Genomic DNA, 11,870 nt, shown 5'->3' with positions numbered 1-11,870 from the left:
CCGGCGCCGAGCCTCGAAACCTCCGGGCCCCACGAGGCGGGCTGTGCCCGGCACAGTCCGGTGAACCGGGGCGGGTGGTTTCGAGGCTCGGCCGCGGGCGGCCTCGCACCTCAACCACCGGCGGGGGCTCGGCCGCGGGCGGCCTCGCACCTCAACCACCGGCGGGGGCTGGCCTCGCACCTCAACCAACAGTGTTGATTCTGCCCAGAGCAGAAGTCCCCGGCGACCACGCGGAAGCGGGTGGAGGTCGACCTACGATGAAGCATGGCCGACGACACCGGGACCGACACCGAACCCCTCTGGCGGGACCTGCTGGGGCGCGAGCTCAGGCGGGCGCGGCGCGAGCGGGGCTGGACGCTGACGGAGACCGCGGAGCGGGCGGGGATCTCGCCGCAGTACCTCTCCGAGATCGAGCGCGGGCTCAAGGAGCCGAGCAGCGAGATGATCGCCGCGGTGACCGGCGCGCTGGGCAGCTCGCTGCTGGAGATCACCTCCGCCGTCGTCGGTGAGCTGTATGACGTGGGGCCGGCCCGCCCGCTGCGGCCGGTCGGCGGCGCGAGCGCCCTGGCGCTCGTCGCCTGACCGCCCGGTCGGCCACGGCCCGCGCCCGGGCGGTCAGGCGAGCGCCGGGCGCTCGGCGATCACCTGGTCGACCAGGCCGTACTCCCGCGCGGCCTCGGCCGTGAACACGCGGTCGTGGTCGGTGTCGGCGCGCAGCGTCGCGACGTCCTGGCCGGTGTGCCGCGACAGCACCTTCTCGATCTCGGACCGGACCCGGACCACCTCGTCGGCCTGGAGGATGAGGTCCGGGATCGGGCCGCGCCCCTGCGCGGCCGGCTGGTGCAGCACCACCCGCGCGTGGGGCAGCGCCGAGCGCTTGCCCGGGGCACCGGCGGCCAGCAGCACGGCGCCCACCGCGACGGCCTGGCCCACGCAGGTCGTGGCCACCTGCGGCCGCACGTACTGCATCGTGTCGAGGACCGCGAGCATCGCGCTCGGGTCGCCTCCCTCGCAGTTGACGTAGAGCTGGATGTCGCGGTCCGGGTTGTCGGCCTCGAGGAAGAGCAGCTGCGCGACGAGGGCGTTCGCCACGCCGGCGTCGATCGCGGTGCCGAGGTAGACGACCCGCTCGGTCAGCAGGTGGGAGTAGACGTCCATGATCCGCTCGCCGCGCGGGTGCTGGGCGATGACGTTGGGGATCGTGTAGCTGCTCATCGCGCCGCTCCTGCCACGAAGGTGCCGAGGCCGACCGAGCGTCGTACCGGCGGGGCGACGGTGTCGAAGGAGGTGACCACCTCGTCGACGAAGCCGTACTCCAGGGCCTCGCTCGCGGTGTACCAGCGGTCGCGCAGCGAGTCCTCGAAGACCCGCTCCACCGGCTGGCCGGTGTCCTGGGCGATCAGCCCGAGCACGGTGTCGCGCATGTGCCGCAGGTCCTCGGCCTGCAGCTCGACGTCCGCGGCGGTGCCGCCGATGCCGGCGGAGCCCTGGTGCATGAGGATCCGCGAGTGGGGCAGGGCCCGTCGCTTCCCCCGTGTTCCCGCCGAGAGCAGGAACTGTCCGGCGCTGCACGCGATGCCGAGCGCGAGCGTCGAGACGTCGCAGGGCACCAGGCGCATCACGTCGCGGATCGCGAGCATCGCCGGGACCGATCCGCCGGGGGAGTGGATCCACAGCGCGACGTCGGCGGAGGGGTCTTCGGTCGCGAGGTCGACGAGCTGGGTCGCGATCACGACGCCGTTGTCGTCGTCCAGGGCGCCGTCGAGGACGACCACCCGCTGCTGCAGGAGCTCGCGCCGGCGCCGGTCGTCGAAGAGTCGGGGGCTGTTGTCGTTGCTCATGGCGCCACCCTGCGTCGCGACGAGGGCCCGGACCAGCAGGTTCTGCCCACGGCGGATGCCCGCTGCCGACAGCGGACGGACCACCCCGCTTGACCTCAGGTCCACCTGAACCGACACAGTTGTCCCATGCACCGACACCACCGCGAGGACGCGCACGACCACTCGCTCGAGGGGCTCCGCGAGGCACTCACCGCCGGATTCTGGGACGAGCGCTACTCCGGCAGCGAGCGGGTCTGGAGCGGCCGGCCCAACCAGCGCCTCGTCGAGCAGGTCGCCGACCTCACACCCGGCACCGCGCTCGACGTCGCGTGCGGCGAGGGCGCGGACGCGATCTGGCTGGCGAAGCAGGGCTGGAAGGTCACCGCCGTCGACGTCTCGCAGGTCGCGCTGTCCCGCGTCGCGACCCACGCCGAGGACGAGGGCGTCGCCGACCGCGTGCGGATCGGCTTCTACGACGCGCTCGACGACCCGCGCCCGGCTGGCCGCCGCACGTTCGACCTGGTGACGGTGAGCTTCCTGCACGTGCCGGTCGAGGACTTCGACGACGTCTACCGCGGCGTCGCGGCGGCCGTCCGCCCCGGCGGACGCCTCCTGGTCACCGCCCACCACCCGCACGACGTCGAGAGCGGCGCCCGCCACGACCACGGCCCCGGGCTGCTGTTCGAGCCGGAGCGCGTGTTGACGACGCTCGGCGTCGACCAGCCCGGCTCGCCGTGGGAGGTGGAGGTCGCCGACACCCCCGAGCGGGTGCAGGAGACCGCCGACGGCCCGCTGCACGTCCGCGACACCGTGGTCCGGCTGCGCCGCCGCGCGAGGTGAGCCAGTGACGCAGGTCACGTCCGTGCAGTATGTTGCCGGACGTGCTCCCTGCAACACGTTCTAGTCGGTTGCGCCGTGCGGTCGTGCTCGCGGCCACGCTGGTCCTGGCCACCGTCGGTGCGCTCACCCTGCCGGCCCCGACCGCATCGGCCGACGAGGAGCCGCCGCAGCTGCGCCGCGAGGGCCGCTGGCTCGTCGACCAGCACGGCCGGGTCGTCATCGTCCACGGGTTCAACCTCGTGTGGAAGCTCGACCCCTACGTCCCGCCGGCCACCGCCGAGGGCTTCACCGCCGCGGACGCCGACTGGCTCGCCGAGCACGGCTTCAACGCGGTCCGCCTCGGCACCCTGTGGGCCGGGATCACGCCCACCGCACCAGGCGCGGGCGACCCGTCGTACCGCCAGGGCTGGCAGCGGGTCATGGACCTGCTCGCCGACCGCGGCATCTGGATGCAGCTCGACATGCACCAGGACCAGTTCCATGAGGTGTACGGCGGCGAGGGCGTCCCCGACTGGGCGCTGCGCCGTCCCGCGCTGCTCTCGCTGCTGCCGCCGATCAACCTGCCCTTCCCCATGGGCTACTGGACCCCGGAGAACTCCCTCGTCTTCGACGAGTTCTGGGCCAACAAGCACAAGGGCGTCGACCACTGGGCCGCCGCGTGGCGCATCGCCGCCGACTGGTGGAAGGACCAGCCCTACCTCATGGGCTACGACCTGATGAACGAGCCGTGGATGGGCCTGGAGTGGCTCACCTGCTTCACCAACGGCTGCCGGCAGAGCTACACGAAGGAGCTGCAGCCGGCCTACGAGAAGGCGACCCGCGCCATCCGCGAGGTCGACCCCGACAACGTCGTGTGGTGGGAGCAGCTCGCGGCCGGCCGCCAGGTGCCCACGTTCCTCGAGCCGATGCCGGGGGAGGACCAGCTCGGCTACTCCTGGCACAACTACTGCCAGGACGTCTTCCTCGAGTCCCAGGGCCTCCCGCTCGGCAACGTCGAGAACTGTTGGAAGTTCAGCCAGGAGCGCACCACCACCGCTCTGGCCCAGGCCGAGCGGATGCACGCCGTACCGCTGCTCAGCGAGTGGGGCGCCACCGACAACGTCCGCGCCGTCGAGATCGACGCCGCCGTCGCCGACCGCAACCTGATGGGCTGGACGCACTGGGCCTACAAGCAGTGGCAGGACCCGACGACCGCCGACGAGGCCCAGGGCCTCTTCCACGACGACGCCGATCTCGGCTCGGTCAAGGCCGACAAGCTGCGGGTCCTGGTCCGCACCTACGCCCAGGCCACCGCCGGCACCCCGCTCGCCATGGACTTCGACACCGCGACCGGCGAGTTCACCTACCGCTACCGCTCGAACGGCATCGACGCCCCCACCGAGATCTTCGTCAGCCCGTTGCACTACCCCGACGGGCACGACGTCCAGGTCACCGGCGGCCAGTGGCAGCCCGGCACCTCCGGACGCATCGAGGTGCGCCCCGACACGCCCGGCCAGGAGGTCACGGTCCGCGTCACCCGACGTTGACCAGCCTTCGATCGGGTAGGTGACACGGGAACGAACCGGTCACGTCAGGCGTTCCACCAGCATCGGGCCCCTAGACTGGAGCCCAGACGACTCGCAGACCTGCGGAGGAGATCATGCAGAGCAACAACCCGGTGTTCCGGCGCTCCGAGGAGTTCAACCGGAGCGGAGCAGGCGCATACCAGGGGTTCGGCCAGCCGCAGTACAACCAGTACGGCCAGCCCGGCCAGCCCCAGCCCTACGGCGGGTACGGCGAGCCCGGCCAGCCCACGCCCACCCCGGCCCCCACCCGCGGCACCGGCCGGATGACCATCGACTCGGTCGTCCAGACGACCGCGATCACCCTCGGCATCACGATCCTCGCCGCCGCGGTGACCTGGTTCCTCACCCCTGACATCGACAGCACCGAGGCCATCGCCACGCTGTCGACCTTCATGATCATCGGTGCGGGTGCCGCGTTCATCCTGTCGCTGGTCAACTCGTTCAAGCGGGTGGTCAGCCCGGCGCTGGTGATGGCGTTCGCCGTGGCCGAGGGTGTCGCCCTCGGTGCGCTGAGCAAGTTCTACGACGCCGCCTTCGGCGCCGACTCCGGCTCCTACGGCGGCATCGTCGTACAGGCCGTCATCGGTACCTTCGCCGCGTTCGCCGGCACCCTGGCTGCCTACAAGTTCTTCGACATCCAGGTCGGCAACAAGTTCCGCACCTTCGTCATCGCGGCGATGTTCGGCATGGTGGCCCTCAGCCTCATGGAGGTCGTCCTCGGCCTCTTCGGCAGCCAGCTCGGCCTCTTCGGCTTCGGCGGCCTCGGCCTCGTGTTCGCCATCGGCGGCCTCGTCCTCGGTGTCTTCATGCTGATCCTGGACTTCGACTTCATCGAGCAGGGCGTCCGCAACGGCATCCCGGAGCGCGAGTCCTGGCGTGCCTCGTTCGCGCTGCTCGTGAGCCTGGTCTGGATCTACACCAACCTGCTCCGCATCCTCGCGATCCTCCAGCAGGACTGACCTGGTCCGCGCGAGCGCGTCGCCCAGTCGAGGGCGAGGGGGACCCTCCGGGCCCGCCCTCGCCCTCGACGCGTCTTGGGCGCCGGCGTCGGAGCACGAACGGCCCCGGCCCACCTCGGTGGGACCGGGGCCGTCGGCATTAGGAGGAAGGCGCCTGCGGCGCCGGACGGCGGTCCTCCCGGCCGGCAAGTCGGGGTGCGGTCGGCGTCGGTCGGCAGATCGCCTGGCGTAGCGGGGTGGACGCCGGCCGCGGCGCGCTCTGCAGCCGGTCGGGAGGGGCCGCCGGGAGGCGCCGCAGGCGCCTGACCGGCCCGAGCGTTCACGCCGGCGAGCAACACCCACCACCCACCACGAACGACATCCCCACCCAGCCCCCGGTGAGGGTCCGGTGGGGCGCCGGAGGTGCCGGACGGGCGGTCCTCCCGGCCGGCAAGTCGGGTCGCGGTCGGCCTCGGTCGGCAGATCGGCTGGCGTAGTGGGGTGGACGCCGGCCGCGGCGCGGTCTGCAGCCGGTCGGGAGGGGCCGCCAGGAGGCGCCGCAGGCGCCCCACCGGGCCCGAAGCAGCCAGACCAGCCCCCACCACAGCCAGTAGCCAGACCAGCCACCCACCACAGCCAGCAGCCAGACCAGCCAACAGGCCAGCCAAGGGCGGCCGGCCCGACTCACTCCACCGCCGTGGCCTCCGCGTCCTCCGGAGCCTCACCGGGCACGTGCTGGCGACTGCGGCGGTGCCGCAGCTCGACCCACAGGCCGCGCACGCCGGCACGGCGGCCGGCGACCTCGGTGCCGTCGAGCTCGGTGCCCGGCTCGTTGACGGCCTGGACGGCGGCACGGGTGATCGGCAGGACGCCCTCGCCGCGGAAGGCCTCGAGGCCGACCTCCTCCTCGGGCACCTGCTCCAGGGCGGCGAGGAGGGAGGGGACCAGGACGCGGGCCAGCGCCCGGTAGCCCTCCTCCGACGGGTGGAACTGGTCCGGACCGAAGAGCAGCGCGGGCGCGGCGGCGAACTCCGGTCCGAGGATGTCGCCGAGCGACACGGTCCGGCCGCCCTCCTCGATGACCGCGATCGTCTGGGCGGCGGCGAGGCGCCGCGACCAGGCCCGGGCGACCTGCCGCAGCGGAGGGGCGATCGGCTGGACCGTGCCGAGGTCGGGGCAGGTGCCCACGACGACCTCGGAGCCGGCGGACATCAGCCGGCGCACGCCCTCGGCGAGGTAGCGCACGGAGTGCGACGGGCGCATCGTGTGCGTGACGTCGTTGCCGCCGATGAGCACGATCGTGACGTCGGGCTCGATGGGCAGCGCCCGGTCGACCTGGGCGGCGAGGTCGGACGACTTGGCGCCGACGACGCAGAACGCGCGCAGGTAGACGCGGCGGTCGGCGTGCTCGGCGATCGCCGACGCGATGAGCGCGCCCGGGGTGTCCTCGACCCGCTCGACGCCGTACCCGGCGGCGCTGGAGTCGCCCAGCAGCGCGATCTTGATCGCCGGTCCCGGACGGCCCCGGCCGTACCAGCCGGTGGCGTCCGGCGGCGGATCCTCGCGGGCCGGACCGATGGTCTTCCTCGCCAGCCTGGCCTCCGCGGTGAGCACCCCGTAGAGGCCGGCTCCGAGCGCGGACAGCCCGCCGCCGCCGTAGAGGGCAGCAGCAGCCAGCTTTCGTGCAGCGGACGCCTTGCTCACGCGCACAGCCTACGAACTGCCCGATACGGTGAGCGCATGGAGTACGTGGAGTCCCTGCTGGAGCTCATCGGCGACACCCCGCTGGTGCGGCTCAACCGTTCGCTCGACCTTCCCGCCGACGGACCGTTGGTGCTGGCCAAGGTGGAGTACCTCAACCCCGGCGGGTCCGTGAAGGACCGCATCGCGACGCGGATGATCGAGGCCGCCGAGGAGTCCGGCGCGCTGCAGCCCGGCGGGACGATCGTCGAGCCCACGTCGGGCAACACCGGCGTGGGGCTGGCGATGGTGGCCCAGCAGAAGGGCTACCAGTGCATCTTCGTGTGCCCCGACAAGGTCAGCGAGGACAAGCGCAACGTGCTGCGGGCGTACGGCGCCGAGGTGGTCGTCTGCCCGACGGCCGTCCCGCCGGAGCACCCCGACTCCTACTACAACGTCAGCGACCGGCTCGCCTCGCAGCCGGGCGCCTGGAAGCCCGACCAGTACTCCAACCCGCACAACCCGCGCTCGCACTACGAGGAGACCGGCCCCGAGATCTGGCGCCAGACCGAGGGCCGGATCACCCACTTCGTCGCCGGCGTCGGCACGGGCGGCACGATCTCCGGCATCGGCCGCTACCTCAAGGAGCAGAACGCCGCGGTCCAGGTGGTCGGCGCCGACCCCGCCGGCTCGGTCTACTCCGGCGGCACCGGTCGGCCGTACCTCGTCGAGGGCGTCGGCGAGGACTTCTGGCCCGAGACCTACGACCGCGAGATCGCGGACCGCATCATCGAGGTCTCCGACGCCGACTCGTTCGCCTTCACCCGCCGACTCGCCCGCGAGGAGGCGCTGCTCGTCGGCGGCTCGTCCGGCATGGCCGCGTTCGCCGCGCGCCAGCTGGCCGGCGAGCTCGCCGCGGAGGGCAAGAACGACGCGGTGATCGTCGTGCTGCTGCCCGACTCCGGTCGCGGCTACCTCAGCAAGGTCTTCAACGACGACTGGCTGGCGCAGTACGGCTTCAGCACCGGCGAGGTGCTGCAGACCAAGACCGCCGGCATCCCGGCGCTGGTGCACNGAGCTCGCCGCGGAGGGCAAGAACGACGCGGTGATCGTCGTGCTGCTGCCCGACTCCGGTCGCGGCTACCTCAGCAAGGTCTTCAACGACGACTGCCAGCCGCAGCCGGCGCGCACGATCGGCGAGGTGCTGCAGACCAAGACCGCCGGCATCCCGGCGCTGGTGCACACCCACCCGAACGAGACGATCGCCGAGGCTGTCGGCATCCTGCAGGAGTACGGCGTCTCGCAGATGCCCGTGGTCCGCGCGGAGCCGCCGATCGTGGCCGCCGAGGTGGCCGGCTCGGTGTCCGAGCGAGCACTGCTCGACGCGCTGTTCACCGGCAAGGCCCGGCTCAGCGACCCGGTCGAGGAGCACATGTCGCCGGCGCTGCCGACGATCGGCTCGACCGAGGACGCCACCGCCGCGGTGCCGCTGCTGGAGTCGGCCGACGCGGTCCTGGTCCACGAGGACGGCAAGCCGGTCGGCGTGCTCACCCGGCACGACCTGCTGGCGTTCCTCGCGCGTGGCTGACCTCCCGGTCCTCCCGACCGGGATCCGGGCTGCGGAGCCGCGCGACGTCCCCGACGTCCTGCGGCTGGTCCGCGCGCTGGCGGAGTACGAGCGCGAGCCGGACGCGGTCGAGACCACCGAGGAGGACCTGCACCGCTGGGTGTTCGGCGACGACCCGGTGGCCAGCGTCCTCGTCGCCGAGTCCGCCGGCGAGGTGGTCGGGATGGCGCTGTGGTTCCGCACCTTCTCCACCTGGACCGGCACGCCGGGGCTCTACCTGGAGGACCTGTTCGTCGACCCGGCGGCGCGGGGGAGCGGCCTGGGCAAGGCGCTGCTGGCCGCGCTCGCCCGGATCGCGGTGCACCGCGGCTACCGTCGCGTCGAGTGGGCCGTGCTCGACTGGAACACCCCGTCGATCGAGTTCTACGAGGCGCTCGGCGCCGGTCCGATGAGCGAGTGGTCGACCTACCGGCTCACCGGCGACGCGCTGACCGCCCTCGCCACTTACTGACCGGCGCCCGGCTGAGGGGCCCGGTAGTACCGGCAGGTGTGGTGGGGCGCGAACCCCAGCGCCTCCCAGAACGCCGTGCCATCGGCGTTGGCCGTCTCCACGTGCAGCCACGCCGTCAACGCTCCCTGCTCGGCGCCCCAGTCGAGCAGCTCGGCCAGCACCGCGGAGGCGAGGCCGCGCCGGCGGNGAGCCAGTCGCCGTCGACGTGCGCCCGGCCCTCGGCCAGCGGGTCGCACCCGCTGCCGGCGCTCGCCACCGCGCGTGCGCCCGTCACGGAGAGCTCGACGTCGTGCCGCTGCCGGCCGAGGGTACGACGCACGCGGGACACCGACGCGAGCCGGAGCTCGGCCTCGCCGTACCCCAGGTCGCGCCAGCCCAGCGCGTGCAGCTGGTCCTCGACGTCGGACCCGGCCTCCACCTGGGCGAGCGGCTCGCGCGAGCGGGCCTCGTAGAACGCGACGACCTCCGCCGCGGCGTCGGCGACGGGTCGGCCCGGGTCGCCGATGGCGAGGCAGGAGTTGGCGCGCTTGCGCAGCCGGGTGCCGTCGTCGGGCTGGGAGCGCAGCTCCCACTCGCCGAGGGCTACCCGCTCCGTCCCCGGCCACAGCGCGGCGGTGCGGCCCTCGACCTCGCGGGTGCTGACCCGCAGCCGGGAGGCGGGCCGCGGCGGCACCGGCTTGCCGGAGACGATGTCGGCCAGCGCGATCGTGACCGCCGGACCTTCCTCGGGCTGGACGACGCAGGCGCCTTCGCTCCACGACAGGCAGGTGCCGAGCAGGTCGGTGAACGCCGGGCCGCCGGTCGGTCCGGTCTCGCCGCGCAGCAGCCGGCGCACGACCACCCGCTGGCCGACGACGTGCGGCCCCAGTCGGTGTTGTCCAGTGTTTGGGGCGGGTCCGTGCACGTCGCTCACGCCGGGGATACTAGGCTGGGCTCCGACACGAAAGTGTTTCGTGTCGGCCCGCAGGCCCTCACTTCAGTCCTGGTCCAGGAGGAACCCGATGACCTACGTCATCTCGCAGCCGTGCGTCGACGTCAAGGACCGCGCGTGCGTCGACGAGTGTCCCGTCGACTGCATCTACGAGGGCAAGCGGATGCTCTACATCCACCCCGACGAGTGCGTCGACTGTGGCGCCTGCGAGCCGGTCTGCCCGGTCGAGGCGATCTTCTACGAGGACGACGTCCCGGAGGAGTGGAAGGACTACTACGACGCGAACGTGAAGTTCTTCGACGACCTCGGCTCGCCCGGTGGTGCCGCGAAGATGGGCGAGATCGACAAGGACGCCGAGTTCGTCGCTGCGCTCCCGCCGCAGAACCAGGACCACTGAGCTCCCGTTGATCACGTTGGGAGCCGTTTCGGGCCGGCTGCCCGACTTCCCCTGGGACAAGCTCACCAGCTTCGCCGAGACCGCCCGGGCGCACCCGGACGGGATCGTCGACCTGTCGATCGGCACGCCGGTCGACGCGACGCCCGAGGTCGCGCGCCGCGCCCTCGCCGACGCCGTCGACGCCCCGGGCTACCCCACGACCGTGGGGCTGCCCGAGGTGCGGCAGGCCGTCGTCGACTGGCTCGCGGGTGTCCACGGGGTCACCGGGCTGGACACCGACCAGGTGCTCCCGCTGATCGGCTCCAAGGAGTTCATCGCCACGCTGCCGTCGTACCTCGGCCTCGGCCCGGGCGACGTGATCGGCTACCCGGCGCTGGCCTACCCGACCTACGAGGTCGGCGCCGCGCTGGTGGGGGCGAAGGCGGTCGCGACCGACTCGCTGACCGCCTTCGGCCCCGAGACGCCGGCGCTGCTGTGGATCAACTCGCCGTCGAACCCGACGGGTCGCGTGCTCCCGCCCGAGCACCTCAGGAAGGTCGTCGACTGGTGTCGTGAGCGCGGCGTCCTGCTCGTCTCCGACGAGTGCTACCTCGACTGCGTGTGGGAGGGCGAGGCACTCTCCGTGCTGCACCCCGACATCTGCGGCGGGTCGGCCGACGGGATCCTCGTGGTCCACTCGACGTCGAAGCGCTCCAACCTCGCCGGCTACCGCTGCGGCTTCGTCGCCGGCGACCGCGCGGTCGTCGCCGAGCTGCTCGCGGTGCGCAAGAACCTCGGGATGATGATGCCGACCCCGGCGCAGCGCGCCATGGTCGCGGTGCTCGGCGACGAGGCCCACGTCAAGGAGCAGCACGAGCGCTACCGCGCCCGCCGCACGAAGCTCCGCGCGGCCCTCGAGGGTGCCGGCTACACGATCGAGCACTCCGAGGCCGCGCTCTACCTCTGGACCACGAAGGGACCGGACGGCCCCGACAGCTGGGCGCTGGTCTCCGAGCTCGCCGCGCAGGGGATCCTGGTGGCGCCGGGCGCCTTCTACGGCGCTGCCGGCAACCACCACGTGCGGATCGCCCTGACGGCGAGCGACGAGCGGATCGATGCCGCCGTCGCCCGCCTGTCCGGGCAGGCCTAGCGCACCCGCACCTTCGCCCGCGCCTGCGACGCCTTGAGGCCGGTCGCGCCGCGGTAGGCGACGCCATAGGTGTGCGCGCCCTTCGTGCGCCGCGGCAGGGTGATCGTCGCTGCGCCGCGGACCAGGCGCACCTTCCCCAGCACCCGGCCGCGCTCACGGACCACGACGGTCCCGCCCGGGGCCGGGACGCCGGCGGCAGTGACCCGGACCTTCAGGCGCACCGCGCGCCCCGGCAGCACGCGTGCGCTCGCCCGCGTCCGCGTCGCCGCCTTCGCGACCCGACCGGTGAGGGCCTCACCCTGCCAGTCGCTGTGGTCCGGTGCGGACGCCGTGACGATGAGCCCGACGCGGTGCCCGGCGTCGGCGGGCCGGAGCCGGTACGTCGTACCGGTGGCGCCGGCGATCGGCTTCCCGTCGCGGGTCCACTGGTGGCGCAGGGTCGCGCCGGGCTGGACGGTCGAGCCGCCCCACAACGGCTTGACCTCCTGCCCG

The 11,870-nt window shown here is 72.9% G+C and carries 12 protein-coding genes and 1 pseudogene; 8 read left to right on the top strand and 5 right to left on the bottom strand.

The genetic code is table 11. From position 1 onward, the window contains the following. Positions 1–264: 264 nt before the first annotated feature. Positions 265–582 (top strand): helix-turn-helix transcriptional regulator, encoded by a 318-nt coding sequence (locus L615_RS21095; RefSeq protein ID WP_145726375.1) that lies wholly within the window; start codon positions 265–267, stop codon positions 580–582. A gap of 33 nt (positions 583–615) precedes the next feature. Here the strand turns inward: L615_RS21095 and L615_RS21090 are convergent, their stop codons facing one another. Next, on the bottom strand, positions 616–1,215 hold the full coding sequence (locus tag L615_RS21090) for a ClpP family protease (protein WP_145726374.1): 600 nt from the start codon (positions 1,213–1,215) through the stop codon (positions 616–618). Next, positions 1,212–1,841, bottom strand: coding sequence for a ClpP family protease (locus tag L615_RS21085; RefSeq protein WP_145726373.1), 630 nt, complete (start codon positions 1,839–1,841; stop codon positions 1,212–1,214). Before L615_RS21085 ends, L615_RS21090 begins: the two co-directional genes overlap by 4 nt. Before the next feature lie 126 nt (positions 1,842–1,967). Here L615_RS21085 and L615_RS21080 point away from each other — a divergent pair, with 126 nt between their 5' ends. The 3 genes from L615_RS21080 (at position 1,968) to L615_RS21070 (ending at position 5,184) form a co-directional block, all read left to right on the top strand. After that, on the top strand, positions 1,968–2,660 hold the full coding sequence (locus L615_RS21080) for a cyclopropane-fatty-acyl-phospholipid synthase family protein (RefSeq protein ID WP_145726372.1): 693 nt from the start codon (positions 1,968–1,970) through the stop codon (positions 2,658–2,660). A gap of 41 nt (positions 2,661–2,701) precedes the next feature. Further along, a complete protein-coding gene (locus tag L615_RS21075) occupies positions 2,702–4,186 on the top strand; it encodes a cellulase family glycosylhydrolase (protein WP_186449965.1) in 1,485 nt (494 codons plus the stop codon). Positions 4,187–4,299: 113 nt separating this feature from the next. Continuing rightward, positions 4,300–5,184, top strand: a complete 885-nt coding sequence (locus tag L615_RS21070) for a Bax inhibitor-1/YccA family protein (RefSeq protein WP_145726370.1) — start codon at positions 4,300–4,302, stop codon at positions 5,182–5,184. 663 nt (positions 5,185–5,847) lie between these two features. Here the strand turns inward: L615_RS21070 and L615_RS21065 are convergent. Beyond that, entirely contained in the window at positions 5,848–6,867 is a 1,020-nt protein-coding gene (locus L615_RS21065) for an SGNH/GDSL hydrolase family protein (protein WP_036519510.1), read from the bottom strand. A gap of 36 nt (positions 6,868–6,903) precedes the next feature. On the opposite strand from L615_RS21065, the pseudogene L615_RS21060 reads away from it, so the two are divergent. Beyond that, positions 6,904–8,431 (top strand): annotated as a pseudogene (locus L615_RS21060) (cystathionine beta-synthase). Continuing rightward, a complete protein-coding gene (locus L615_RS21050) occupies positions 8,424–8,921 on the top strand; it encodes a GNAT family N-acetyltransferase (protein ID WP_028657299.1) in 498 nt (165 codons plus the stop codon). Before L615_RS21060 ends, L615_RS21050 begins: the two are co-directional and overlap by 8 nt. Here L615_RS21050 and L615_RS24785 read toward each other — a convergent pair. Further along, positions 8,915–9,082: a hypothetical protein gene (locus L615_RS24785; protein ID WP_186449964.1), complete on the bottom strand. Its 168-nt coding sequence runs from the start codon at positions 9,080–9,082 to the stop codon at positions 8,915–8,917. The two genes, L615_RS21050 and L615_RS24785, sit on opposite strands and share 7 nt — an antisense overlap. Before the next feature lie 840 nt (positions 9,083–9,922). Between L615_RS24785 and fdxA the strand changes: the two genes are divergently transcribed. After that, the gene (gene fdxA / locus L615_RS21040) at positions 9,923–10,249 is read left to right on the top strand and encodes a ferredoxin (protein ID WP_028657297.1); all 327 of its coding nucleotides are present in this window, start codon (positions 9,923–9,925) and stop codon (positions 10,247–10,249) included. 16 nt (positions 10,250–10,265) lie between these two features. Next, complete coding sequence (dapC, locus tag L615_RS21035) at positions 10,266–11,378, top strand: succinyldiaminopimelate transaminase (protein WP_145726368.1); 1,113 nt, start codon at positions 10,266–10,268, stop codon at positions 11,376–11,378. Here the strand turns inward: dapC and L615_RS21030 are convergent. Continuing rightward, positions 11,375–11,870: Ig-like domain-containing protein (locus L615_RS21030; RefSeq protein WP_186449962.1), on the bottom strand; the 496-nt coding region annotated here is incomplete at its 5' end. The genes dapC and L615_RS21030 overlap by 4 nt on opposite strands.

It is taken from the genome of Nocardioides sp. J9 (assembly GCF_007829375.1).
Classification (GTDB): domain Bacteria; phylum Actinomycetota; class Actinomycetes; order Propionibacteriales; family Nocardioidaceae; genus Nocardioides.
This window is presented reverse-complemented; position numbering and strand designations above follow the sequence as displayed.